Origin of the sequence: Sphingomonas eleionomae, assembly GCF_049889035.1 — a bacterium.
Lineage (GTDB): Bacteria > Pseudomonadota > Alphaproteobacteria > Sphingomonadales > Sphingomonadaceae > Sphingomonas.
The window spans coordinates 195,726-220,121 of the sequence record NZ_JBLTWP010000004.1 but is presented as its reverse complement, the minus strand read 5'-3'; the positions used below and the strand labels follow the sequence as shown (position 1 = coordinate 220,121).

Genomic DNA, 24,396 nt, shown 5'->3' with positions numbered 1-24,396 from the left:
CCATGCGTTCCAGCTATCTTTTCACGTCCGAATCGGTGTCCGAAGGCCATCCCGACAAGGTGTCCGACCAGATTTCCGACGCCATTGTCGACCTGTTCCTGTCCAAGGATCCCGAAGCGCGCATCGCCTGCGAAACGCTGACCACGACCCAGCTGGTCGTGCTGGCGGGCGAAATCCGCTGCAAGGGCGTCTATGAAAACGGCGAATGGGCGCCGGGCGCACAGGAAGAGATCGAGGCGACCGTCCGCAATACTGTCCGCGATATCGGGTATGAGCAGGACGGCTTTCACTGGCAGACGCTCCGGTTCGAAAACAACCTGCACGGCCAGTCGGCGCACATCGCACAGGGTGTCGATGCCAGCGGCAACAAGGACGAGGGCGCCGGCGATCAGGGCATCATGTTCGGCTATGCCGCCGACGATACGCCCGACCTGATGCCGGCCACGCTGTATTACAGCCACAAGATCCTGGAGCAGATGGCCGCCGACCGTCATTCAAAAAAAGCCCCGTTCCTTGAGCCGGACGCCAAGAGCCAGGTGACGCTGCGGTACGAGGGCAGCAAGCCCGTCGCCTGCACCGCGATCGTCGTGTCCACCCAGCACGCGCCGGGTTACGATACGGGCGACAAGGAAGCCGAACTGCACGCCTATGTGAAGTCGGTGGTCGCCGACGTGATCCCCGCCGAACTGCTGAGCGACGAGACCGTCTATCACATCAACCCGACCGGCAGCTTCGAAATCGGCGGCCCGGATGGTGACGCCGGCCTGACTGGGCGCAAGATCATCGTCGACACCTATGGCGGCGCCAGCCCCCATGGCGGCGGCGCGTTCAGCGGCAAGGATCCGACCAAGGTCGACCGTTCGGCCGCGTACATCACCCGCTATCTGGCCAAGAACGTCGTTGCCGCGGGCCTCGCCCAGCGGTGCACGATCCAGATCGCCTATGCCATCGGCGTGTCCAAGCCGCTTTCGCTCTATGTTGACACGCATGGCACCGGCACGGTCGGCGATGATGCGATCGAAGCGGCGATTCAGTCGATCGAGAAGCTGGGCGGCCTGACCCCGCGCGGCATCCGCACGCATCTTGGCCTGAACAAGCCGATCTATAAGAAGACCGCCGCCTATGGTCATTTCGGCCGTAAGCCCGAAGGCGACTTCTTCCCGTGGGAGCGGCTGGACCTGGTCGACGACCTGAAGGCCGCGCTGGCCTGAACCCCTCAGGGGGCAACGAACCAAGGAAAGGGCGGCGCTTCCCCCGGGATGCGCCGCTTTTTTCATTGGCGCGCACCGGATCGCCGGAAGAATCCGGTTGCCGTGTACGGACCATGTCGCCACCCTTCCCGCGACATGGTCGGGAGGGGCGTAGCATGATGATTCGATTGGCGTTTTCACTGCTGCTGCTGACAGCGCCGCTTCCCCTTGCCGCACAACAGGCGCGCGAGCTGAAGGTGAAGCCCGGCAATCCCTATCGCCACAAACCCAGCCGGATCGAGATACCGGGGACCGTCCTGGGTGCGCGAATGCAAAGCGCGCGGGACCTCACGCAAACCGAAAGCGACATATCGTTCCAGTATGAGCCGGAGGATGGATCGGATCTTTATTCCATCTATGTCTATCGGCTGGCGGGCGCGTCCATCCCGATTTGGTTCGACCGGGCACGCTGGTCGATCGAACATCGGCCGGAAGTCTATGGCACACCGGTGCTGACCAGTGATCCGCTGACCTTTCAGGGCAGCGGGCCGGGCAACAAGGCGGGACTGGTCGCCGCCTATCGGACCGAGAAGAATTATCGTTCCACAGCGGTCGCCATGACCGGCATCGACGGATGGATCATCAAGGTCCGTTATTCCAGCGAGACGGCGACGCCGGAACAAGCCCGCGAGCGCACGATTCAGGCGATCCAGTCGCTGCGCTGGCCCAAGCCGGGGAAGAAGGACACGCCGCCGGCGGTGCTGACACCGGTACAGGACTGCCCATCGGCAATCGCCACCGCCGCATCGACCAGGTCGGTCAAGGACGATGGCACTTCGGCCATTCTGGGTGCGGTGCTGTCGATGGCGGCGGCGGACATCAAGGGCAAGGACAAGGCGGAACCGGCAGAGCCCGTCACCTGGTGCCGCGATCCCAAGCTGGGCGATGATGGCGTGTACCGCGCGAACGCGGCGACCAACGGCTATTTCCTGGCGTCATCCGACAGCGGACGCGGCCTGAGCGTCAGCCCGCAGATGAAGCTAAAGGATGACGCGCCGGATGGATGGGTCGTTCGCTTCGTCGATCTGGAAAGGACCTATGTGCTGCCGATGCAGGATGCGCTGCCCTCCCCCGACCGGGCACTGGCGGTGCTGAGCGAGGAAAAGCCCGTCAGCTCGGTCAGCACGGTCGGCAAGAAAAAGGAAATCACCATCGATACCGGTGTTTTGACCGAATAGCGCGGTATCGACCCCTTTCGCTTTGCAGCAAAGCCGATAAGCTGGGTGCGTCGGCGATAGCGACGCCACGATAATGACAGGGGGAACCATGGTGCTCGACAGGCGCAGCCTGATCATGGGCGGCGGGGTTGCCGCCATCGGACTTGGCACTGCACCACGCGCGGCGAGGGCGCAGGGAATGGCCTTTGCGCCACCCCCGCCGATCGTCCCCGTCATGGCCCGGCGCGACCGGATGTTCCGCGTCACCGTGTGCCTGCGCCCCTTCCTGGCCACCGGGCCGCGCATCGAATTGGAGCGGGTGGGCGGCAAGCGGGTCGTCCACCATTACGGCCATGGCGGCAGCGGCTGGTCGCTGTCCTGGGGATCGGCGCAGATCGCGGTCCCGCTGGCGCTGGCCCAGGGGAAACGCATCGCGGTGATCGGCGCGGGCTGTATCGGCCTGACCAGCGCGATTACCGCGCAGCGCATGGGCGCGGATGTGACGATCTATACCAAGGACCGCTTTCCCGACACGCGTTCCTCCTGGGCGACGGGCGCATGGACGCCATCCTCGCGCATCGCCCATGTCGATGCCGCTGGCCCCGATTTCCCGGCGAAATGGGAACGGATGGCGCGGGCCAGCTTTGCCATGCACCAGAGCTATCTGGGCATGGCGGGCGATCCGGTGGAATGGACCGACCGTTATCTGTTGTCCGATACGCCCGCCGAACCGCGCGCGGCGCGGCTGGCGGCGCTGGAGGCGGCGCATCCGGGACGAGCGCATTTCGCGGAACTGGACCCGATGGTCGCCGACATGGTGCCCAAAAGCCAGCCGCTGGACCCGGCACAGCACCCCTTCCCCACCGCCTATGCCCGGCGGACATCGACCATGACCTATAATGTCGCGGCCTATTGCCGGCAACTGGAGGCGGAGTTTCTGGCCGCCGGGGGACGCTTTGTGCACGACACATTCGCCTCTGTCCGCGACCTTCGCCGGATTGCCGAACCGGTGGTGATGAACTGCACCGGCTATGCGGCAAAGGCGCTGTTCGGGGACGAGCGGCTGGTGCCGGTGCGCGGGCAGATCGCGTGGCTGCTGCCCCAGCCGGGCGTCACCTATGGCATTTACTACCGCAAGCTGTCGGTGCTGGCGCGGCGCGACGGCATCGTCGTGCAGCCGCTGGGCGATGACGATTATTTCGGGTTTGGCGATGAAAGCGAGGCACCGGACATGGCGGCCGCCTATGCCGGGATCGACGATGCAGCGGCCTTGTTTGCGGGCAAGCCGGCGGCCTGACGCCGCGCGCGGCTTGCCCCGGCGGCCGGTTGTCGCCAAAGCGCACGGCCATGAACGATCCGACGACCATTCGCCGCCTGTATGGCCGACGCCAGGGGCACAAGCTGCGTCAGGGCCAGTCCGCGCTGGTCGAGGAATTGCTGCCACAGGTCAGCGTTCCGGAAAGCGGCCCGGTGACGGCAGAAACGCTGTTCGGCGATGACCGCCCGCTGGAGGTGGAAATCGGGTTCGGCGCGGGCGAGCATCTGGCCGGACAGGCGGCGATGCGGCCCGACCATGGCTTTATCGGGTGCGAACCGTTCCTGAACGGTGTCGTTGGCGCGCTGGGCCATATCCGCGATGGGGGGCTGACCAATGTCCGGCTGCACATGGGCGATGCACTGGAAGTGATCGAGCGGCTGCCCGATGCCAGCCTGACGCGCGTCTATCTGCTCCACCCCGATCCATGGCGAAAGGCGCGCCATGCCAAGCGGCGCATGGTCAATCATGGCCCGCTCGACCTGATCGCCGCCAAGCTGAAACCGGGCGCGGAATTCCGGCTGGGCACCGACGATCCCACCTATTGCCGCTGGTCGATGATGGTGATGAACCAACGGCCCGATTTCAAATGGCTGGCCACCAGCGCCGCCGATTTCCTGACGCGGCCCGATGACTGGCCGGAAACCCGCTATGAGCGAAAGGCCCGGCGGCAGGGGCACGAGGTGTGGTACTTTCGCTACCGGCGCGTCTGACGCCGGATCGCTGACACTGTAAGGAACGGCGCGTGGATCGTGCCGGTTCCGCCCGTTCACTGACCGGGCGCGGCTTCGTGCTGCGCGCGCCCTTCCCCAGACAGCGATTTCAGGCGGCGTTGACGCGGACCCTATTTGGAACATAAGTAGAACATATGTCCGAATCGCTTCGCCTTGTCCGGCGCAGGATCGCCAGGATCGAACGGCGTGGGCCGCTGGTCGATGCGCGGCCGGCCGACCGCTCGCCGACCGGGCATCCGGCGATCGACCGCGCGCTGGGCGGTGGATTGATGCGCGGCCGGTTGCACGAGGTGCTGGCGACATCGGCGGATGCGGGCAGCGGATCGGGATTTGCGGCGCTCTGCGCTCAGCTGATCGGGGGGGAGATGTTGTGGCTGGTCGAGGAACCGGCCTGGCGGATGGCGGGGGCACTGTGCCCGTCCGGGCTGGCAGCGATCGGCATGGACCCAGCGCGGTTGATCGTCGGCGTGCTGCCCGATGCGGCGGCGGTGCTGCGGGCGGCGGTGGATGGCCTTCGCTGTCCGGCGCTGGGCGCGGTGGCGATCGAACTGGCGGGCGATCCACGCGCACTCGACCTGACGGCCAGTCGGCGATTGGCGCTGGCGGCCGAATCCCACGGGGTCACCGCGATCCTGTTGCGGCTGGACGGCGCGGCGTCGCCCAATGCGGCGCAGACACGGTGGCGGGTATCGGCGGCCCCGTCCGTCCCGCTGGCCGCCAATGCCCCCGGCCATCCGGCCTGGGATATCGAATTGATGCGCCAGCGCGGCCGACCGGATGGCGGCAACTGGCGCGTGGAGTGGAACCGTGAACAGGGACGATTATGCGATTGGCGGAACGGGGATGCAGCGGCGCTTCCTGGCGCTGTGGTTCCCGTTCCTGCCGACCGACCGGCTGCTGCGCGACCGCCCCTTCGCCAGGCGGGGTGACGGCCCGCTGGTCCTGATCGACCGGCAGCGCGGCGCCATGCGGCTGACCGCGTGCGATGCCGATGCGCTGTCCCATGGCCTTGCTCCCGGCATGACGCTGGCCGATGCACAGGCGCGTGTGCCGGCGCTGATCGCGGTGGTCGCCGATCCGGCGGCCGACCGGCAATGGCTGGAACGGATCGCCGATGCGTGTGACCGGTTCACGCCGCTGGTCGAGGCGGAGCCGCCCGACGCTCTGGTGCTCGACATGACCGGATGCCTGCACCGCCATGATGGCGAGGCGGGGCTGATCGCGGATGTATCGGCAGCGATGCGGCGCTGGGCCAGCGGTATCCGGCTGGCGATGGCGGCAACGCCGGAGGGGGCAAGGGCGCTCGCCAGGTTTCAGTCCGCGCCCGCGCGCGATGAGGCAGCGGCGCTGCGCCGGTTGCCGGTCAGTGCGCTGGAACTGGACAGCGAAAGCGAACATGGCCTGCGCCGGGCGGGCCTGAAGACCATCGGCGATCTGGCCGATCAGCCGCCGGCGCCGCTCGCCGCGCGGTTCGGGGCAGAGGCTATCGACCGGCTGAACCGGGTGCTGGGGCGCAGCGACAGCCGCATCACCCCGCGCCGCGCGCTGCCTGCGCTGATGCTTGAGCGCCGCTTTGCCGAACCGATTGCGACGGCCGACACTGCAATGGCGGTGATCGGCGAACTGGCGGTCGAGGCGTCGGCCGCGCTTGAGGAACGCCGCCGGGGCGGACGCCGCTTTGTCGCGCGCCTGTATCGCAGCGATGGCCATGTCATCGACCTTTCCGTCGAAAGCGGCCTTCCCCTGCGCGATCCGGCGCGGATTCAGCGATTGTTCGAAGAACGGGTGGGGGCGCTGGCCGATCCCATCGACCCCGGTTTCGGGTTCGACATGATCCGGCTGGCCGTGCCGCAGGACGAGCCACTGGCTGCCGCGCAACTGGCACTGGAGGGGGGCGAGACGCGGGAAGAGGCGGTGGCCGCGCTGATCGACCGGCTCAGCACCCGGGTCGGCCGCCAGCGGGTGCGCCGGTTCGTCACGCGCGACAGCCACATGCCCGAACAGGCGTCGCTCGCCCTGCCCGCCATGGATGTTCAGGCCCCCGCCCCCTGGCCCGAACCGGAAGCAGGCGAGCCGCCGCTGCGTCCCGTTCACCTGTTCGATCCGCCCCAGCCGGTCGAGGTGATCGCCGGCCTGCCCGACGGGCCGCCCCAGCGATTCCGCTGGCGCCGCACCCTGCACGAAGTGGCACGGGCCGAGGGGCCGGAACGGATCAGCGCCGAATGGTGGCGGCGCGCGCCGGGCGACCCCGGTCTGACGCGGGATTATTACCGGGTAGAGGATGTGCGCGGCCGCCGCTTCTGGCTGTTCCGCCACGGCCTGTATGGCGATGAACGCGCCGATCCCCGCTGGTATGTCCACGGCCTGTTCGCGTGAGCGAGACAGGCCCAACAGAAGCGCCTGTTCGCGTGAGCGAGGAAAGGCCAACCGTCACCCTGAACGGGGTTCAGGGTCGATCTCTCCTCCGCACCGCCCGGCTGAAAAGGCGGAGTGGATGCTGAAACAGGTTGAGCATGACGGCGGAAAATCGGGCAGCGTCGTCCAGCTTGTCCCGGCTGAGCGGCCGCGCGGACAGGGCGATGATGCGCCGCCAGCGCCCTTTGCGGAACTGGTTACCGCCACGCATTTCTCGTTCCTGCGCGGGGCATCGAACCCCGCCGATCTGATCCTGCGTGCGGTCGATCTTGGCCTTGCGGGCATCGGCATTGCCGATCGCAACACGGTGGCAGGCGTGGTCCGCGCCTGGAGCGCGCTGAAACGGGTGCGGGAGGCGCAGGCAGAGGCTGGCGATTGCCGCCCCCTGCCCCGGTTCGTCGTCGGCGCGCGGCTGGTGTTCGTCGACGGCACGCCGGATATCGTCGCCTATCCTGTCGATCGCGCGGCATGGGGCCGGCTGACCCGGCTGCTGACTACCGGCAATCTGCGCGCGGAAAAGGGCGATTGCATCCTGCGCCTGCCCGATCTGCTGGCGTTTCAGGACGGGCTGCAGTTGATCGTCCTGCCGACAAGCACCGCCACGCCGCAGCGCCCGCGCCGCAATCCCGTCGATCATGACAGCGCCGATCCGGTGCCGCCGCTGGCACTGGTGCAACCGGACGGGCTGGCCGCGCTGCTTGCCCGGCTGGTCCGGATTGCGCCCGGCCGGGTGTGGCTGGGCGGGGCGATGCAGCGGCGGGGGCGCGATGCGCGGCGGATGGCTGGGCTGGCAGCGATTGCGGCAGAGGCTGGCGTGCCGGTCCTGGCTACCGGCGATGTCCTGTATGCCGCCCCGCACGAACGCCCGCTGCACGACATTCTGACCTGTATCCGGGACGGCGTGACCATTGCGGCGGCGGGCACCCGGGTGGAGGTGAATGCCGAACGCCACCTGAAACCGCCGCAGGAAATGGCCCAGCTGTTCCGCGATCATCCCGGCGCGCTGGACGAGACGATCCGGTTCCTGGACGGCATCGGCTTTGATCTGGAACAGCTCAAATATGAATATCCGCACGAACCGGTACCGGACGGGTGGGAGCCGCAGGCGTGGCTGGAACATATCGTCATGCAGGCGGCCCATGCGCGCTATGGCCCCAATCTGACGCCGGATGTGCGCCGGCGGCTGGACGAGGAATTCGCGCTGATCCGGCAACAGAATTATGCGTGCTATTTCCTGACCGTCCATGATCTGGTGGTGTTCGCGCGGGCTCAGGATCCGCCGATCCTGTGCCAGGGACGGGGCAGCGCGGCCAATTCCATCGTCTGTTTCCTGCTGGGCGTCACCTCGGTCGACCCGTCCGAACATGACCTCCTCTTTTCCCGGTTCGTGTCGGAGGAACGGAACGAACCGCCCGACATCGATGTCGATTTCGAACACGAACGGCGCGAGGAGGTGATGCAATATGTCTATCGCCGCTATGGCCGCCACCGTGCCGCCATCGCCGCGACCGTCATCCATTACCGCCCGCGCAGCGCGGTGCGCGAAGTGGGCAAGGCGCTGGGCCTTAGCGAGGATGTGACCGCCCGCATCGTTTCCACCGTCTGGGGCAGTTTCAGCCGCGAAATGCCCGAAAAACGCTTTGCCGATGCCGGGTTCGATCCGGATGCGCCGGAAATCCGCCGCCTGATCGACCTGTCGGGCCAGTTGCTGGCCGCGCCCTTTCCCCGCCACCTGTCCCAGCATGTCGGCGGCTTCATCCTGACGCAGGACCGGCTGGACGAAACGGTGCCGCTGCACAATGCCGCCATGGCGGATCGCACCTTTGCCGAATGGGACAAGGACGATATCGACGCGCTGGGCATCATGAAGGTGGATGTGCTGGCGCTGGGGATGCTCAGCTGCATCCGCCGCGCCTTTGCCATGATGGCGGATCATGGCCTGGGCCATCATACGCTGGAGGTGGATATCCGGGCGGACGATCCCGCCGTCTATGCCATGCTGGAACGGGGCGACAGCATCGGGGTGTTTCAGGTGGAAAGCCGGGCACAGATGAACATGCTGCCGCGCCTGAAGCCGCGTTCGCTCTATGACCTGACCGTGCAGGTGGCGATCGTGCGGCCCGGCCCGATCGAGGGGGACATGGTCCATCCCTATCTGCGGCGGCGGGCGGGGATCGAGAAACCGGAATATCCCTCCCCCGGCCCGCCGCATGATCCCGATGAGCTGAAGAACCTGCTCGGCCGCACCTATGGCGTGCCGATTTTCCAGGAACAGGCGATGAAGCTGGCCATCGTCGCGGCGGGCTTTACCCCGTCAGAGGCGAACCAGCTGCGCCGCGCCATGGCGACGTTCCGCAATCGCGGCGGCATCGATGTGTTCCGCGACAAGATGATCGGCGGCATGACATCGCGCGGATACACGGCCGATTTTGCCGAACGCTGCTATCGCCAGATCGAGGGGTTCGGCAGCTATGGCTTTCCCGAAAGCCATGCGCTGTCCTTTGCCCGGCTGGTCTATGTGTCGAGCTGGATCAAATGCCATCACCCCGGCATCTTTGCCTGCGCGCTGCTGAATTCGCAGCCCATGGGCTTTTACGCGCCGGCGCAGATCGTCCGCGACGCGCGCGACCATGGCGTCGTGGTGCGGCCGATCGACATCAATCACAGCGTCTGGGATTCGCACATGGAGCCGGACGGCGATGCCCTGGCGCTGCGGCTGGGGCTGCGTCAGATTGACGGTTTCCGCCAGGAATGGGCCGATGCGATGGCGGCGGCGCGGGACGAGGGCCGCTTTGCCTCGACTGAGGATCTGGCGCGGCGGGCCGGCCTGCCCGCCCGTGCGCTGCGCCTGCTGGCCGATGCCGATGCCTTTGGCTCGCTGGCGATGAACCGTCGTGCGGCGCTGTGGCAGGCGCGGCGGACGCCATCGGGCGAATTGCCGCTGTTCGCCGCCGCCCGCGCCCGCGAACTGGGGGAGGAGCCCGCCATCGCCCTGCCCGCCATGCCATTGGGCGAGGAAGTGGCAACGGATTATCAAAGCTTCCGCCTGTCGCTGAAGGATCATCCGATGACGTTCATCCGCCCGACCCTGCGGGCGGAGGGCGTGCTGTCCTGTGCGGAAACCAGTGCGGCAAAGGCGGGGGCATTCGTGCGCACCGGCGGCGTGGTGCTGGTCCGCCAGCGACCGGGCAAGGGCAACGCCATTTTCATCACCATCGAGGATGAGACAGGCGTCACAAACATCCTGCTCTGGGCACGATTGTTCGAACGGTTCCGCCGCGAAGTCATGGCATCGCGGCTGATGGTCGTGTCCGGCCAGGTTCAGCGCAGCCCGGAGGGGGTCGTCCATCTGATGGCCAACCGGGTTCAGGATCGCACCGGCCTGCTCGGCCTGTTGTCGGACGATGCGCCCCGCCCGCCCTTATGCCCGGTCGACGAAGTGGCGCGGCCCGTGGGCCAGAACCGGCATCCGCGCGATATGCGCATCCTGCCGGGATCGCGGGATTTTCATTAAGACCGGCGCTGGCCGGCCCTCCGGGGTTCAGCCGCGACGGACCGTCTTGGCCACCAGTGCGCCGACCAGCGGGGCCAGCCCCGCATAGTTGGCGCGGTGATAGGCCGAATCCGGTTCCAGCGTGCGGGCCAGCCGGCGATGCGCCTCACCCAGCGAATGATAGGGCACGCCTGGCAACAGGTGATGCAGCGCATGATAGCGCAGGCCCACCGGCGCCCACAGGAACGGCAACAGGCCGGGCGGCGGCACATTGACCGAATCGAGATACTGCGCGGTCAGGCTGAGTTCCTCGCCATCATTTTCCCACAGATGCGCAACCAGCGTCCGCACCTGATTGACCACCGCCGCCATGCTGAGCACCGCCATGAAGATGACGAACGCGCGCACCGGGATGACACCGAAAATCATGCCCGCGATCAGTGCATTGGCCCACAGGCTTGCGCCCGCCGCCTGCCAGCGCCACTGGCGCGCCGCCGGTCCTTCCGGCATCCGCCGACGGAAATCGGGATTGATCGACAGCGCCGACCAGCGATGGATCAGCGCGTTGCGCACCGCCGGAAACAGCGCGGCAAGCGGAGTGAGCACCGCAAAGCGGACCATCAGCGCAAGCGGGGCCAGCGCGGAAACCAGCACGAACAGCGGCACGCTCCACGGCTTCATCAGCGCCAGCGGCAGATATTCGGGATCCTGCGCCGTGCCATAACGCTGACGAGCATGGTGCAGCTGGTGCACCCCTTCGTACAGGAAACTGGGCACGAACAGCGGAATGCCGATCAGCAGGTTCCAGCCGGTGCGAAAGCCGGGCAGCTGGTCATGCTTCACATGGGTCAGTTCGTGAATGAAGCTTTCCGCGCGATACAGCGCGAACACGGCGACCGTTGCCGCCGCCAGCGCCGCAAGGCCGGACGACAGGCCGATCGCCAGCGCCAGCGCAGCATAGCCGAGCAGCGCCGACGCGATCAGGTCGGTCCAGTAAATGGCCGGGCGGGCACGATGCAGATCGCGGCTCAATTCGGCCGCCGTCCGCAACATCTGGCGATCATCGGCCACACGGCCGCGCGTCATTCCAGCGCCCGCAGGCACTGCAACACGTTCGGCATCCCGCCGGTCGAGACTGGCATAAGCGTTCATGACACCAACACTCATGGCGAACAAACATGGCAGCATGGTGGCGTCGCCAGCGCCATCAGCCCTTGACATCGAACGAGCGTGCTCGCTTGACGATGCAGCCGTTAACAAGGGCGTTGACCGCGCCAAGTTCAAGAGGGGCAGCCGTGGCCGATCCGAAACTGTCCGTTCGCCCCGTGGAGAGCAAAGCCGATCGTCAGGCGTTCATTGACCTCGCCTATCGCCTGAACCGCGACGACCCGAACTGGGTTCCGCCGCTGCGTCAGGAAATGGCCGAGCGCATCGATCCGGCAAAAAATGGCTGGTTCAGCCATGCCGAGGCGCGATTGTTCCTGGCCGAACGCGATGGCCGCGCCGTCGGCCGGATGAGCGCGCATATCGACCGGCTGGCGCTGGAAATGCCGACCGATCAGGGCTTTGGCCCCGGCACCGGCTTTTGGGGAATGTTCGAGGCGGAGGACGCAGCGGTCGCCCATGCCCTGATCGCGCGGGCAGAGGCGGAACTGGCCGCAATGGGCATGACCCGCGCCGTCGGTCCGGTCAGCCTGTCGATCTGGGAAGAGCCGGGCCTGCTGATTCAGGGTCACGACCATCCGCCCACAGTGATGATGGGGCACAACCGCGCCGAATATCAGCTATGGATCGAGGCGGCGGGCTATGCCCCGGTCAAGCAGCTTTTGACCTATGACCTTGATATCACCAACGGGTTTCCCGCACTGGTCAACCGCATCGTCGCGGCAGGGGAAAAGAGCAGCAAGATCCGCATCCGCCGGGTCGACAAATCCCGCTTTGCCGAAGAGGCGGCGATTATCCTGGCGATCCTGAACGACGCATGGTCGGACAATTGGGGATTCGTGCCGCTGACCCAGCCGGAAATCGACGATGTCGGCAAGAAGCTGAAACCCCTGGTGTTCGAGGACCTGATCCGCATCGCCGAAATCGATGGCGAACCGGTGGCGTTCATGATCACCCTGCCCGATTTGAACGAGGCGATTGCCCCGTTCGACGGCAAGCTGTTCCCGTTCAACTTCATCCGCCTGCTCTGGTGGCTGCGCAGGCCAAAGGCCCGGACGATGCGCGTCCCGCTGATGGGCGTGGTCAAGCGGCTGCAATCCTCGCGCATGGCCAGCCAGCTTGCCTTTATGATGATCGAATATATCCGCCGCGACGCGGTGGCGAAATTCGGCGCACGGCGCGGCGAGATAGGCTGGATCCTCGATGATAATCAGGGGATGAAGGCAATCGCCGACGCGATCGAGGCAAAGGTGAACCGCGTCTATCAACTGTACGCGCGCAGTTTCTGATCCACTGACATACCGCACGGGCCCAATGAAAAGGGCCCGATTGCGGCCTGCTGTGTTGGGGCAGCAGCGCGGCCGGCAATCGGGCCCAGGTCTGCCGCCCGACTGGCGTGGAGCCAGTTCGGGCGGCGGGGCAAGTCGCCGTGCCGATCCCCCGGCAACCGGCGACCCGTGTCGGACCCGGCCCGACGCCGCTGGGGACGGCGCGGGACAGGCCGATGGCAATTACAGCTTCAGCGGATCGACGCCGAGGGGCAGCCACTCGTCGCGGGTCTGACAGACGCGGCGGACGATGCGCGAACCGGTCGTTTCGGTGTCGATGCAGTAACGCGGACCCTTTTTGGCCTTGGGCGTATGCACCACTTCCTGCTTGGCAGCGGCCGGGGCGGGCTTGGGCTCGGGCAGGCGGGCCTGGGCAACGGCGCCGAACGTGGCGGCGACAATGATGGCGGAAGCGGTGGCGGACAGCAGCTTGACGGCACGAAACATGGTATTCCTCCCTTGTCACAGGCGGGGGCAGTTGCCTGTGCCAACTACAGTGCATTAGCCGTGCCAAACACTGCTACCATGTATATTCAATGACTTAGCTAAATCGGGCTTGGTTCTTTTTGCCAAGCTGCGGGGAATTTTGCCAATAGTCGGCGGACACTGGTTCAGCGCAGGCGCACCCAGGTCGGGGCATGGTCGCTGGCCTGTTCCCGCCCGCGATGCGCCTTGTCCACCCCGGCATCGACAAAGCGGTCCGCTGCCTGCGGGCTCAGCAACAGATGGTCGATGCGAAAGCCGTTGTCCCGCTGCCAGGCGCCGGCCTGATAGTCCCAATAGGTCCAGGCGCCACCCGCCGGAAACCGGGTCCGCAGCGAATCCGTCCACCCCTGCGCCAGCAACGCGCGATAGCCCGCACGGGATTCGGGCTGCATCAATGCGTCCTGCGCCATGGCTGACACCGAAAACACGTCGTCGTCATTGGGGATGATGTTGTAATCCCCGGCCAAAATCACCGGCCGCTCCATCGCCAGCAGCTCGGCGGCACGAGCGTGGAGCCGGTCGATCCAGCGCAGCTTGTAATCGAATTTCGGGCCCGGCTGCGGATTGCCGTTGGGCAGATAGATGGATGCGACGATCAGGTCGCCGACCTCCGCCTCGATATACCGGCTCTGCTCGTCCTCCGGCTCGCCATCCAGGCCTGTGCGGATCAGGGTCGGCGCATCGCCCCGCGTCAGGATGGCGACGCCGTTGAACCCCTTTTGCCCATGCCAGACACCGCGATACCCTGCGGCATGAATGGGTTCGGCCAGCGTTTCGGGATCGGCCGACTTTACTTCCTGAAGGCAGACGATGTCCGGCTGATCCTCGGTCAGGTAATCGACCAGCCGGGGCATCCGCGCCTTGATGCCATTGATGTTGTAACTGACGATCTTCACCGGGACGGCGGCCGTCAGATCGAAAAGCTGGTGCCGCAACCGCAACCGGCCGCCGCATTGGGATTGCTCACCTGAAACGCCGCGCCGCCCAGCGATTCGACGAAATCGACCCGCGCGCCCCGCACCAGGTCCAGGCTGACCGGATCGATGACCAGCCGCACGCCATCCGTTTCCGCAACCCGGTCGTCCGGCTCGACGGTTTCAGCGAGGCCAAACCGGTACTGAAACCCGGAACAGCCGCCGCCCTCCACCGACAGGCGAAGCACCGCCGGCTTCGCCTGCCGCTCGGCAATCCACGCCACGCGCGCTGCGGCAGCAGGGGTCAGTTCGAACTCGGGGGTGGGTTGTTCAGCCATGAACGGGAAATAGGCGCTGCAAGGCGACGGGGCAATGGACCAGGCGCGCCGCGCCCGGCCGAATCCGCTGTTACTTGCTGGCGCCGGTGGGACCGCCGACCGAAACGCTATCGTCGGATACGCGGTCCTGTGCGGCCAGCAGTGTAGCAGGTGCCTGCAGATACGGGACCGGATTGACCGCGCGGCCATCGATGCGGACTTCGTAATGCAGGTGGCTGCCGGTGGACCGCCCGGTCGAGCCCATCAGGCCGATGATCTGGCCGCGGCGCACGCGGGTGTTCGGCTCGACCAGGATCTTGGACAGATGGCCGTACCGTGTCTCGATGCCCTTGCCATGGTTGATCTCGACCAGATTACCATAGCCGCCATAGCGGCCGGACCGGCCAACCACGCCATCGGCGGTGGCATAGATCGGCGTGCCGATCGGGCCGGGAATGTCGATCCCGGCGTGCATGGCGGCGGTGCCGCGGAACGGATCGGAACGGACGCCAAAGGTGCTGGTCAGCGTCAGATTGTCCACCGGCTGAGCGGCGGGCACCGCGATCACCGCTTGTTCCAGCGAATCCAGCTTCTTCCAGCTCATGAACAGCGAACGGAACTGCGCATCGGCTTCGGAACCGGGGGCAGGTGCGGTTGCATCGCCAGCGCCGACCGCTTCTTCGATCGGCTCGAACGGACCGCCCATCGCGCCGCGAACCGGCGTCAGGCGGGCGGGGTCCAGGCCCATGCGACGCAGGCTGCTCGCGGTCAGGCGGTAGCGCGCGTCCAGCGTGCGACGGGTCTGCGCCGCCAGCGCGGCCTGACCCTGTTCCACCCGCTGCAGCGGCGCGAGCACCGCGCTGGCCAGCTGCTCATTGTGGAACGCGCCATCGTCATGGTTCATAAACGCCGCACGCAGCGTCTCGGCATCGGGCGTGTCGCCGGTCAGCGCGGCGGCCAGCAGCGCCTGCCGCTTTTCGACGCGGGCAGCCTGCACCGCTGCTGCGCGGCGCAGTCGGACGACATCCGACTGCATCTGCGCGACCTTGCGCTCCATGCGGGCAACCTTGGCGGCGGGGGTCTGGTCGCCCAGCGCGCCGCTGGCGATCAGCGCCTGGGTGGTGGCGGCCACCGCGCCATACAGGCACAACAGGAACAGGACGGCGGCAGCGCCGGCGATCCAGGCTTGCACCCGGCCGCTCAGGCTGAACCGGCGAAGGCCCCGGCCGTCATGAAACAGAAAATCGCGGGTCACGAAGAAATTCCGGAACCGCTCACTCAGGGTGGCGTTCGATGAATTCAACGTCGTTTGCATCATGTGCGTTCTGCGACCCGTTCTGTGCAGCCGCCTGATGGCGGTCATGCTTAGCATGGTTCCGGGTGGCACCCCTCCGCTCCGGATGCATCGTACAGACCGGCTGCGTCAGCTTTCCGCAAGGGCCAGGTAGTAATCGAGCGTCAAACCGGCCTGACACCGCGCCGAGTCGTTGAACGGCGGCTTAACCGCCCCGCGGAAATGCCTGTTGACCAAGCTTTTCCAATGGCTTCGCGAATCCAGATTTTGCACCGCACAACCCGATTCGAACCAGCGCGTCCCAGCGCCGACATGGCGGATTTCGTCCGTCAGGATGCGGGTCAGGATGCGCGCGGTCCCCGTGTCCCCGGCGGCCTGCATCCGCTCGATCGTCGCGGGTGTCACGTCCAGGCCGCGCGCCTCCAGCACCATCGGCACGACCGCCAGCCGGGCCAGCGCATCATCGGCCGTCGCGATCGCCGCCTCCCACAGCCCGTCATGCGCGGGCATTTCGCCATAATGGCTGCCCAGCGCCCTCAGCCTCCGGTCGAGCAGAGCGAAATGCATCGCCTCATCCGCGCCGACCGCGATCCAGTCATCCACGAAATCGCGCGGAAACTGATCGCCGAACCGGCCGATCAGGTCGAACGCCAGGTCAATTGCGACAAATTCGATATGCGCCAACGCATGGATCAGCGCGATCCGCCCGCGGAGCGACCCTGCCTTGCCGCGTTTCGGCATCCGGTTGGGGGGCAGCAGTTCCGGGGTGGCGGGCCGTCCCGGCCGGTCGGGCATCGCCACGTCGAACCGGTGGTCAAGCTGACCGCGACGCCAGGCACGGGCCGTGGCCCGCGCGGCCATCACCTTGTCCACCGGATCGCTGGCGATCAGGACGCTGCGCGCCGCCGATGCAATGCTCTGACGGGTCATGCCGGGGACCGGACGATCCGCCTATAGCGCGCGTGCGGCGGCCAGCACCTCGTCGGCATGGCCCTTTACCTTCACCTTGCGCCAGTCGCGCACCAGCGTGCCATCGGCCGCAAACAGGAAGGTGGAGCGATCAATGCCCATATAGCTTTTGCCGTACATGGATTTTTCGACCCAGGCACCGAATGCGGACAGCACGCTGTTGTCCTCATCATCGCTGCCCAGCAGCAGGTTGAGGTCGTATTTGGCGATGAACTTGCGATGCTTGGCCGGCGTATCCTTGGACACGCCCAGCACGGTGACGCCGGCGGCTGCGAAATCGGCGGCAAGCGCGGAAAAATCCTTGGCCTCGTTGGTACAGCCGGGCGTATCGTCCTTGGGGTAGAAATAGAGGACGAGCGGCTTTCCGGCATAGTCGGGCAACCGGACGACGCTATCGTCGGACAGGGTCAGGGCAACATCAGGCAGGCGATCGCCAATCGCTATCGTCATCATTCTTGCTCCGCTGCGCCCGTCCCGGCGATGGCCGCCCAACAGGCCACGACCTCCTGCCGCACCGCTTCGAACCGTGCAAGCATCGTCGGCCAATCCTCGCATCCCACGGCACGGGCAATCAGGCCGCGGGTCGCCACCGGGGGCTCCTGCGCATCCGGCGCGACCAGGCGCAGCGTCACAAGCAGGCGGCTGAGCAGGTCGTGCGCCTGTTCCATCGCGGGGGGCAACAGCCCTTGGCGGATCAGCGCGTCGATCGCCATGCCCAGGTCCGCCGCAAACGCCGTTCGGTGGATCAGTTGCAGGCTGTGTACCGCAAATTCCAGGTCAACAAGGCCGCCGGGCAACAGCTTGGCGTCCAGTGGCCCTTGCGGTGGCTTGTGCGCCGCCATCTCTGTCCGCATCGCGCCCGCCTCCTGCGCTATGTCGCGCTGCGGGCGGTCGCCGGCCAGCACTGCGTCGATTGAGGCCTGCACCGCGGCCCGGGCTGCATCGGAACCGAACACCGGCCGCGCCCGGGTCAGCGCCATATGTTCCCATGTCCACGCGCTTTCGCGCTGATACCGGTCAAATCCGGCAAGCGACACGGCAATCGGTCCCTGCGTCCCGGATGGCCGCAGCCGGGTATCAACCTCGTACAGCGGGCCGGATGCGGTCGCCACCGACAGGGCGCCGATGATCCGCTGCGCCAGCCGGTTGTAATACAGCACCGCCCCCAGCGGCTTTTCGCCGTCGCTCTCGGCCAGATAATCGCCCGTGAACAGAAAGATCAGGTCAAGGTCCGATGCGTGGGTCAGCGCCCCGCCGCCCAGCCGCCCCAGCGCCAGGATCACCAGTTCGCTGTCCGGCACCCGGCCGTGGCGCTCTGCGAATGCCTCGATCGTCGCCTGTGCCAGCACCTCGACCGCCGCCTCGGCAACCCGGGAATAGCCGCGCGACACATCCAGCGGATCGGCCGCTGCCGCCACGATCTGAACCCCCAGGGCAAAGCGGCGCTCGTTCACCACCTGCCGCACCTGATCCAGCAGCGCCTGATAATCGCGGGCATCGCCCCGCCGCATGTCCTCGGCCAGCGTCTCAATGCTGCCAATGGGGTCCAGCGCCGACGCATCGATCAACCCGTCCAGCAGATCGGCCCGCCGCCCCAGCGCATCAGCCAGCGTCGGCGCATGGGCCAGGATCGCGCCGAGCAGCCGGGCCAGCGCCGGCTGCGCCTCCAGCAACCGGAACAGGTTGATCGCACTGGGCAGGCGGGACAGCAGCGTGTCCAGCCGCACCAGCGCAGCCTGTGGATCGGCCGCCGCGGCCAGCGCCGCCATGATGCCGGGCAGTGCCGCCTCCAGCGCGGTCTGCGCCGCCGGGCTGCGCAGCGCGGGATACCCCCCCGATCGCCACGCCGCCAGCCGCCGGACCGCCTGATCCGGCTCGGCAAAGCCATTGGCGGTCAGCCATCGGTCCAGATCGTCGGCATTGACCGGAAACCGCTCTTCCCGCCCGTCATCCAGCGCGTCGTAAGCGGTGCCAATCGGCCCGCACACCGGCGCCAGCAGCGCGATCAGCGCATCCCCGTCGGCAAGGCCGTGCAGGCCGGCCACGGCATTCAGGGGATCCGCCTGCACCGGCAGCTGATGCGTCTGGCGGTCGTCGATCATCTGCAACCGGTGCTCGATCGTCCGCAACAGGCGGTATCCGTCCGCCATGGTGATCGCCACCGAGGCATCGATCCATCCCGCCTCAGCCAGCGCGGCCAGCGCAGGCAGCGTCGCACCGCTGCGCAGGGCCGGATCGCGGCCACCATGGATCAGCTGATGGATCTGGGCATAGAATTCGACTTCGCGGATGCCGCCCCGCCCGCGCTTCAGGTCGAACCCGGGGCCAAGCCGCTGGCCCTGCGCATAATGGTCGCGGATACGGCGCGACATCAGGCGCAGCTCGGCAACCGCCCCGAAATCCAGCGATCGCCGCCAGACAAAGGGCCGGATGGCGTCCAGAAACCGTTCGCCAAGGCCGATATCGCCAGCCGCCGCGCGGGCGCGGATAAACGCTGCGCGTTCCCACGGCAGCGCCTGCGATTCATAATAGCTGATCGCCGCACCCACGGGCAGCGCGATCGGCGTCACCTCCGGCGAAGGACGAAGGCGAAGGTCGACGCGAAGGACATAGCCATCGCCGTCGCGCGTCTGAAGCAGGTCGATGACCCGCCGGGCGATCCGCACCGCTGCCTCGTCCGCCGTCTCGCCCGGCCGCACGGGCAAGCTATCGGGATCGTACAGCAGGATGGGGTCGATATCGGAGGAATAGTTCAGTTCGCCGCTGCCCTGCTTGCCCAATGCAATGGCGCAAAAGCCGACGGGGTCTGCATCCGGCGTCCGTTCCGCAATGGCGATCCGGATCGCCTCGTGCAGCGCGCGGTCGGCAAAACCGGTCAGCGCGGCGACCACGGACTCCAGCGGCATGGCGCCCGACAGGTCGCCGATGGCAACGGCCAGTGCGATCTGCGCGCGGGCGATTCGCAGGCGGCGCGGCGCGGGGTCATCCGATGCCAGAATCGGCTCGATCATGCCCAGCGGATCGTCGATCCAGGGCATGGGATCGGCCACGATGTCGGGAAACCGTTCGGCCAGCCTGCGCAGGAACGGCGAATATCGGTCCAACCGATGCAATGCGTCGGCAAAGCGACCCTGGTCGATGTTCATATCCATCCCAAAACCGGACATATTCCGAAGCGTTGAGCAACGAAACAGCCTGTGCAGCGTTTATCGAATATGACCCGAGCCGCCCCCCAGCCAAAGACGATCCCGATCGATCGACCGCGCATAGCGGATCGGCTGTCGCCGGCGCTGCGTTCGGCTTATGGCGATATGCGCAGTTTGCCGGACGACATGGTGGCGCTGCTGATGGAAATCGACATTCGCGCGGACGAACGCGATCCTCGGGCACCCCGTCGCCACGATTAGGTCGCTGCCGCGCTTGACCCGCGTCAGCGGTCGCGGCTGAGCGTCTCCACATCATCCAGAATTGAATCGAGCGCACCCAGCGCCGTGTTGGGCGATTCCGACCGGCGGGGCAGCTGTCCATCGTTCAGCAACTGCTCCAGCGCAACACGCCCGCGTGCGACACGGCTCTTGATCGTGCCGACCGCAACGCCGCAGATTTCAGCCGCCTCCTCATAGGCAAAGCCGCCCGCGCCGACCAGGATCAGCGCCTCACGCTGCGCTTCGGGCAGGTGCAACAGTGCGCGCTGGATATCGTCCAGCTCCAGATACCGGTCCTGACCCGCCGGCGCGGCCAGCAGGCGGTCGGCGACCAGATCGTCCCATTCGCCCTTGAACCGGGCGCGGCGCATCTGGCTGAGATACAGGTTGCGCAGGATGATGAACGTCCATGCGCGCATGTTGGTGCCCGCCTGAAACCGCTGGCGCGCGGCCCACGCCTTCATCAGCGTTTCCTGCACCAGGTCGTCGGCAAGGTCGCGGTTGCCCGACAGGGACCGGCCAAATGCGCGCAAATGCGGAATGACGGTCGCCAATTCCTTCTTGAACGCATTATCATCCAGCGGCTCAACCGGCGCGCGCGGCTCGTCCTGCTCGAAATCGGAATCGTCTGTCACGGAAACTCCACGCGCCGATGCCCCATCACCGCACATGCGGTCACTCCCCTGCATCACCACCGTCATAGGCTGTTTCGCCAGCGTCAAGCCAGCAGAAGCAGGGCGAACAGTGTGATTACCAAGACCAGCGATACTCCGAGGATATATCGCGTCATGTGTGGCGTTGATCCTGCCCGGGCGTCCTGGGCGGAAATATGGGGGGCGTCTTGATCGTCAACCATAAGACCAGAACCCCCCAAAACCATATTGGGTCCGTATCGACCCCGAGTTTTTTGCGGTCAGTTCGCCGGAACGGTGCTCTGATCAAAGAACAGCGCCTGCGAAATCGCCGCCTTGACGGTCGAACGCTGGAACGGCTTGGTGATCAGGAACGTCGGCTCCGGCCGCTCACCTGTCAGCAACCGCTCGGGGAAGGCGGTGATGAAGATCACCGGCACGTTGAACTCGGACAGGATGTCCTTCACCGCATCGATGCCGGAACTGTCGTCCGCCAGCTGGATGTCCGCCAGCACCAGTCCGGGCCGATCCTCCATCGCCAGCGCCACCGCCTCGTCACGGGTCACCGCGACGCCGGTCACTTCATGGCCCAGATCGCGGACGATGGTTTCCAGGTCCATGGCGATGATCGGCTCATCCTCGATGATCAGCACGCGGGCGCGGGTCTGGCGCTCGATTTCGTTCAGCGCATCGGTGACAAGCAGCTCGACCTCGTCAATGTCAGTATCAAGCAGATAGGCGGTATCTTCGTTGGTAAAGCCTTCCATCGCGGTCAGCAGCAATGCCTGCCGCGACAACGGCGCCAGCCGCGCCAGCCGGGCACGGGCGACCGCCTCATGCTCTTCGGCAAAGCCCGATGCCTTGGCAAGGTCATCCGCATTTGCGGACATCCAGATCGACTGAAACACCCGGTACAGGCCAAGACGCGGCGCGACGTCGGGAAATTCCTCCGGCGCCTCGACAATTGTTTCCAGCGCAGCGCGGACATAGTGATCCCCGTGGGTCTGACTGCCGGTCAGCGCGCGGGCGTAACGGCGAAGAAAGGGCAAGTGCGGCGCAAGCTGCTGTCCGAGCGACATATTTTTTCATTCTCCATTCCAGCGAACGGCCCCCCTGATCGGTTCCGCAGCGCGATGTTAGTCTGATTGATCGCGCATGAAAATCGGTACGCAAGCGCAATCGCATCCAGGCATGGAACAAACGACCCGCTCTTTGGTTTCATGCGCGAAGATACATCTTGAAAATGCTGCAGCAGACGGGTTGATGCCAACAGGGATATTCGACGCTGCAAGGTGGCCAGGGGGACGGTGTGGGATCGACGGATAAACGGACGGGCAAGGCAGTGACGGACGCACAGACAACCAAACCGGGCAGCCGGAAACCTGCGGCCGCACGGGATGTCGGCGACGCATTGCGTGCCGTTTATCATGATGCGGTTGACGAGAGCATTCCGCGCGAATTGCTCGATCTGCTCAACAAATTGTCCTGAACCCGGCCATGAACTCGCCGGGTCGGCAAGAACCTGACCCGGGATCAATCACCCCGGGCCGATCCCGCTGGCCGACGGGCACCCGTGTATTCCTGATCCTTGCCGGGGCCCTGTTTCCGCTGGCGATAATTGCCCTGTCCGCGACGCTGCAGACCGCACGACAGGTGGACCGCGACCAGGCGGAACGCATGCAGGCCGCTGTCACTGATGCCGCACGCGCCCTTTCCATCGAACTGGTCGGCGATATCACTGCCCTGTCTGTTGCGGCCCAGGCGCTGGCGGAAAACCCGGACGATGCGGCCAGTTGTGCCAGAATTCGGGGCGTCTTTGCCGCGCAATCGGCGCAGGGTGCCTTTTTTGCCATCCTGACAAGGGACGGCCGACTTCTCTGCGGAACGGCGATCGCGGGCATTGGGGCGCCCGATCCCATGGTCAGCGGACCGGAGGTCAGGCTGACCGACAATGGGTTGATGCTGTTGGCCAGCGGCATGAATGGCGTCCGGGCCGTCGCGCTCTATCCGCGCCCAATGGTCGCCGCCTCGGCCCGGCCGCAGGGATTTCTCTCCGCGTTCGGGACCACGCTGATCCATGAGGACAAGACCCTTCAGCTGGAGCCGCTGCCCCGCAGCGGATGGCTGGACCGGGTCGACCGCGTCCGCGCGCAGCTGGGCCTGGACGGCTTGCGGCTTGAATTGCAGATGCGCGGGCCGGCCGTCACCTCTGCCCTGCTGATCGCCCTGTTGCTGCCGCTCTTGATGTGGGCCGCGGCGGCAATCATCGGCTGGTTCGTCGTCGACCGGCTGCTGATCCGTCCGCTGCGCCTGGTTCATGCCGGGGTGCGCGCCTATCGGCCGGGCGACGTCATCGATGCGGCGCAGTTCGGCACGATTTCGTCGCAGGAACTGGCCGATCTTGGCAGCACCTTTGCCGATATCTCGCGCACCGTTCAGCAGCACCAGACGGATCTGGCCGACGGCCTGTCGCGCCAGACGAAACTGACCCGCGAAGTGCATCACCGGGTAAAGAACAATCTTCAGGTGATCGCCAGCCTGATCAATTTCCATTCGCGCGCCGCCCCCGTCCCCGCGGCGCTGGAGGCCTATGCCCTGATCCAGCGGCGAGTGGATGCCCTGGCAGTGGTCCATCGCCATCATTTTGCGGAACTTGAGGATAATCAGGGGCTGGAACTGCGCTCGGTGATCGGCGAACTGGCGTCGAACCTGCGCGCCACGGCACCGGAAACCGCATCGCGGATGACCATCGGCATCGACATCGCCCCGCTGCTGGTATCGCAGGATGTTGCCGTCGCCGTCGCATTCCTGATTACCGAGCTGATCGAACTGGCAATGCAGGCCACCCGCGCGCCCGCCATCACCATCTCGATCAATCCGGATGAGGAACAGGAGGGCCTGGCCATTCTGCGCGTCAGTTCCAATGGTTTGGTCGACAACGCCGAGTTCCGCGAGCTGTATGACAGTCGCTATGGCCGCGTGATGACTGGCCTGTCGCGGCAGCTTCGCGCGACGCTGCACCACGATCCGCTGGTCGGCGCCTATGAAATCGCCATCGCCGCCCGTCGCCGGATGAACGGATAAAAAATGTTTCGGGGGATGGAACCCGAAACGACCCGCACCGTTATAACCTTCGGATAGCGATCAACGCCCCCCGCTCTCGCTGTCCAAGAACAGAACCCGGATGTGCCCGACCCTCCCCCCCCGGCGGCGCATCCGGGTTCATTCATTTCTGGGCGTTTTTACAGGAAAATCTGCGTTTCTCGCCCCGCCGGACCGGCATGGAACCATATCCGGCTCAAAGCATTCTGATCGGGCGAGTTAAGAATGGAGCATGATCATGCGTAAAGTCGTCGCAATGGCCCTGATGGCCGGAACCCTGTTGGTCAGCGCGTGCAACACCGTCGAAGGCGTCGGCCGCGACGTCGAGTCGGTCGGTGACACCGTTGCGGACACCGCGAGCGGCGCGAAATAATCGTTTCTGAGTGCAGTCGGTCCCAAGC

Annotated in this window: 22 protein-coding genes; 12 read left to right on the top strand and 10 right to left on the bottom strand. The window is 66.1% G+C overall.

Annotated features, from left to right (window positions below):
- Positions 1–2: 2 nt before the first annotated feature.
- The 7 genes from metK to ACNI3Q_RS12215 all read left to right on the top strand — a co-directional run bounded on the left by metK (position 3) and on the right by ACNI3Q_RS12215 (position 10,385).
- Positions 3–1,211 carry a methionine adenosyltransferase gene (gene metK, locus ACNI3Q_RS12245; RefSeq protein ID WP_426277061.1) on the top strand — a complete coding sequence of 403 codons (1,209 nt, stop codon included), beginning with the start codon at positions 3–5 and terminating at the stop codon, positions 1,209–1,211.
- Positions 1,212–1,366: 155 nt separating this feature from the next.
- On the top strand, positions 1,367–2,428 hold the full coding sequence (locus tag ACNI3Q_RS12240) for a hypothetical protein (RefSeq protein WP_426277059.1): 1,062 nt from the start codon (positions 1,367–1,369) through the stop codon (positions 2,426–2,428).
- A gap of 73 nt (positions 2,429–2,501) precedes the next feature.
- Positions 2,502–3,704, top strand: a complete 1,203-nt coding sequence (locus ACNI3Q_RS12235; RefSeq protein ID WP_426277057.1) for an FAD-dependent oxidoreductase — start codon at positions 2,502–2,504, stop codon at positions 3,702–3,704.
- 50 nt (positions 3,705–3,754) lie between these two features.
- Positions 3,755–4,435 (top strand): tRNA (guanosine(46)-N7)-methyltransferase TrmB, encoded by a 681-nt coding sequence (trmB, locus tag ACNI3Q_RS12230; protein WP_426277055.1) that lies wholly within the window; start codon positions 3,755–3,757, stop codon positions 4,433–4,435.
- A gap of 155 nt (positions 4,436–4,590) precedes the next feature.
- Complete coding sequence (locus ACNI3Q_RS12225; RefSeq protein ID WP_426277053.1) at positions 4,591–5,385, top strand: ImuA family protein; 795 nt, start codon at positions 4,591–4,593, stop codon at positions 5,383–5,385.
- Complete coding sequence (locus tag ACNI3Q_RS12220; protein WP_426277585.1) at positions 5,300–6,832, top strand: Y-family DNA polymerase; 1,533 nt, start codon at positions 5,300–5,302, stop codon at positions 6,830–6,832. The genes ACNI3Q_RS12225 and ACNI3Q_RS12220 overlap by 86 nt, the downstream gene beginning before the upstream one ends.
- Positions 6,833–6,950: 118 nt before the next feature.
- The gene (locus ACNI3Q_RS12215) at positions 6,951–10,385 is read left to right on the top strand and encodes an error-prone DNA polymerase (RefSeq protein ID WP_426277051.1); all 3,435 of its coding nucleotides are present in this window, start codon (positions 6,951–6,953) and stop codon (positions 10,383–10,385) included.
- Positions 10,386–10,412: 27 nt separating this feature from the next.
- On the opposite strand, the gene ACNI3Q_RS12210 is transcribed toward ACNI3Q_RS12215, so the two are convergent.
- Positions 10,413–11,516, bottom strand: coding sequence for a fatty acid desaturase family protein (locus tag ACNI3Q_RS12210; RefSeq protein ID WP_426277583.1), 1,104 nt, complete (start codon positions 11,514–11,516; stop codon positions 10,413–10,415).
- A 143-nt stretch (positions 11,517–11,659) separates the two neighbouring features.
- Between ACNI3Q_RS12210 and ACNI3Q_RS12205 the strand changes: the two genes are divergently transcribed.
- Complete coding sequence (locus ACNI3Q_RS12205; RefSeq protein WP_426277049.1) at positions 11,660–12,817, top strand: N-acetyltransferase; 1,158 nt, start codon at positions 11,660–11,662, stop codon at positions 12,815–12,817.
- A gap of 222 nt (positions 12,818–13,039) precedes the next feature.
- Here ACNI3Q_RS12205 and ACNI3Q_RS12200 read toward each other — a convergent pair whose 3' ends face one another.
- From ACNI3Q_RS12200 to ACNI3Q_RS12170, 7 genes are all read right to left on the bottom strand, one after another.
- A complete protein-coding gene (locus ACNI3Q_RS12200; protein WP_426277047.1) occupies positions 13,040–13,303 on the bottom strand; it encodes a hypothetical protein in 264 nt (87 codons plus the stop codon).
- Positions 13,304–13,467: 164 nt separating this feature from the next.
- Positions 13,468–14,238, bottom strand: coding sequence for an exodeoxyribonuclease III (xth, locus tag ACNI3Q_RS12195; protein ID WP_426277581.1), 771 nt, complete (start codon positions 14,236–14,238; stop codon positions 13,468–13,470).
- Between the two features lie 14 nt (positions 14,239–14,252).
- Entirely contained in the window at positions 14,253–14,594 is a 342-nt protein-coding gene (erpA, locus tag ACNI3Q_RS12190; protein ID WP_426277045.1) for an iron-sulfur cluster insertion protein ErpA, read from the bottom strand.
- A 70-nt stretch (positions 14,595–14,664) separates the two neighbouring features.
- Positions 14,665–15,828, bottom strand: coding sequence for a M23 family metallopeptidase (locus tag ACNI3Q_RS12185; protein ID WP_426277043.1), 1,164 nt, complete (start codon positions 15,826–15,828; stop codon positions 14,665–14,667).
- Between the two features lie 168 nt (positions 15,829–15,996).
- Complete coding sequence (locus tag ACNI3Q_RS12180) at positions 15,997–16,797, bottom strand: ferritin-like domain-containing protein (protein WP_426277041.1); 801 nt, start codon at positions 16,795–16,797, stop codon at positions 15,997–15,999.
- A 21-nt stretch (positions 16,798–16,818) separates the two neighbouring features.
- Positions 16,819–17,289: a peroxiredoxin gene (locus tag ACNI3Q_RS12175; RefSeq protein ID WP_426277039.1), complete on the bottom strand. Its 471-nt coding sequence runs from the start codon at positions 17,287–17,289 to the stop codon at positions 16,819–16,821.
- On the bottom strand, positions 17,286–19,982 hold the full coding sequence (locus ACNI3Q_RS12170) for a bifunctional [glutamine synthetase] adenylyltransferase/[glutamine synthetase]-adenylyl-L-tyrosine phosphorylase (protein WP_426277037.1): 2,697 nt from the start codon (positions 19,980–19,982) through the stop codon (positions 17,286–17,288). Before ACNI3Q_RS12170 ends, ACNI3Q_RS12175 begins: the two co-directional genes overlap by 4 nt.
- Before the next feature lie 69 nt (positions 19,983–20,051).
- Here ACNI3Q_RS12170 and ACNI3Q_RS12165 point away from each other — a divergent pair, with 69 nt between their 5' ends.
- A complete protein-coding gene (locus ACNI3Q_RS12165; RefSeq protein WP_260020253.1) occupies positions 20,052–20,243 on the top strand; it encodes a hypothetical protein in 192 nt (63 codons plus the stop codon).
- Positions 20,244–20,266: 23 nt separating this feature from the next.
- On the opposite strand, the gene ACNI3Q_RS12160 is transcribed toward ACNI3Q_RS12165, so the two are convergent.
- Together ACNI3Q_RS12160 and ACNI3Q_RS12155 are read right to left on the bottom strand one after the other, a co-directional pair.
- Positions 20,267–20,896 (bottom strand): sigma-70 family RNA polymerase sigma factor, encoded by a 630-nt coding sequence (locus tag ACNI3Q_RS12160; protein WP_260020254.1) that lies wholly within the window; start codon positions 20,894–20,896, stop codon positions 20,267–20,269.
- 278 nt (positions 20,897–21,174) lie between these two features.
- The gene (locus ACNI3Q_RS12155) at positions 21,175–21,972 is read right to left on the bottom strand and encodes a response regulator (RefSeq protein WP_260020255.1); all 798 of its coding nucleotides are present in this window, start codon (positions 21,970–21,972) and stop codon (positions 21,175–21,177) included.
- A gap of 230 nt (positions 21,973–22,202) precedes the next feature.
- On the opposite strand from ACNI3Q_RS12155, the gene ACNI3Q_RS12150 reads away from it, so the two are divergent.
- The 3 genes from ACNI3Q_RS12150 (at position 22,203) to ACNI3Q_RS12140 (ending at position 24,368) form a co-directional block, all read left to right on the top strand.
- A complete protein-coding gene (locus tag ACNI3Q_RS12150) occupies positions 22,203–22,382 on the top strand; it encodes a NepR family anti-sigma factor (RefSeq protein WP_426277033.1) in 180 nt (59 codons plus the stop codon).
- Positions 22,383–22,570: 188 nt separating this feature from the next.
- Positions 22,571–23,977: a sensor histidine kinase gene (locus ACNI3Q_RS12145; protein WP_426277031.1), complete on the top strand. Its 1,407-nt coding sequence runs from the start codon at positions 22,571–22,573 to the stop codon at positions 23,975–23,977.
- A gap of 256 nt (positions 23,978–24,233) precedes the next feature.
- Positions 24,234–24,368, top strand: a complete 135-nt coding sequence (locus ACNI3Q_RS12140) for an entericidin A/B family lipoprotein (protein WP_260020258.1) — start codon at positions 24,234–24,236, stop codon at positions 24,366–24,368.
- Positions 24,369–24,396: the final 28 nt, after the last annotated feature.

Bases quoted from the DNA above. Each gene is read 5' to 3' on its own strand.
- ACNI3Q_RS12210 (WP_426277583.1), bottom strand. From the start codon at position 11,516: ATGAACGCTTATGCCAGTCTCGACCGGCGGGATGCCGAACGTGTTGCA.
- ACNI3Q_RS12155 (WP_260020255.1), bottom strand. From the start codon at position 21,972: ATGTCGCTCGGACAGCAGCTTGCGCCGCACTTGCCCTTTCTTCGCCGT.
- erpA (WP_426277045.1), bottom strand. From the start codon at position 14,594: ATGGCTGAACAACCCACCCCCGAGTTCGAACTGACCCCTGCTGCCGCA.
- ACNI3Q_RS12215 (WP_426277051.1), top strand. From the start codon at position 6,951: ATGCTGAAACAGGTTGAGCATGACGGCGGAAAATCGGGCAGCGTCGTC.
- ACNI3Q_RS12145 (WP_426277031.1), top strand. From the start codon at position 22,571: ATGCAGGCCGCTGTCACTGATGCCGCACGCGCCCTTTCCATCGAACTG.
- ACNI3Q_RS12200 (WP_426277047.1), bottom strand. From the start codon at position 13,303: ATGTTTCGTGCCGTCAAGCTGCTGTCCGCCACCGCTTCCGCCATCATT.
- trmB (WP_426277055.1), top strand. From the start codon at position 3,755: ATGAACGATCCGACGACCATTCGCCGCCTGTATGGCCGACGCCAGGGG.
- ACNI3Q_RS12140 (WP_260020258.1), top strand. From the start codon at position 24,234: ATGCGTAAAGTCGTCGCAATGGCCCTGATGGCCGGAACCCTGTTGGTC.
- ACNI3Q_RS12170 (WP_426277037.1), bottom strand. From the start codon at position 19,982: ATGAACATCGACCAGGGTCGCTTTGCCGACGCATTGCATCGGTTGGAC.
- ACNI3Q_RS12180 (WP_426277041.1), bottom strand. From the start codon at position 16,797: ATGACCCGTCAGAGCATTGCATCGGCGGCGCGCAGCGTCCTGATCGCC.
- metK (WP_426277061.1), top strand. From the start codon at position 3: ATGCGTTCCAGCTATCTTTTCACGTCCGAATCGGTGTCCGAAGGCCAT.
- ACNI3Q_RS12240 (WP_426277059.1), top strand. From the start codon at position 1,367: ATGATGATTCGATTGGCGTTTTCACTGCTGCTGCTGACAGCGCCGCTT.
- ACNI3Q_RS12165 (WP_260020253.1), top strand. From the start codon at position 20,052: ATGACCCGAGCCGCCCCCCAGCCAAAGACGATCCCGATCGATCGACCG.
- ACNI3Q_RS12175 (WP_426277039.1), bottom strand. From the start codon at position 17,289: ATGATGACGATAGCGATTGGCGATCGCCTGCCTGATGTTGCCCTGACC.
- ACNI3Q_RS12235 (WP_426277057.1), top strand. From the start codon at position 2,502: ATGACAGGGGGAACCATGGTGCTCGACAGGCGCAGCCTGATCATGGGC.
- ACNI3Q_RS12225 (WP_426277053.1), top strand. From the start codon at position 4,591: ATGTCCGAATCGCTTCGCCTTGTCCGGCGCAGGATCGCCAGGATCGAA.
- ACNI3Q_RS12220 (WP_426277585.1), top strand. From the start codon at position 5,300: ATGCAGCGGCGCTTCCTGGCGCTGTGGTTCCCGTTCCTGCCGACCGAC.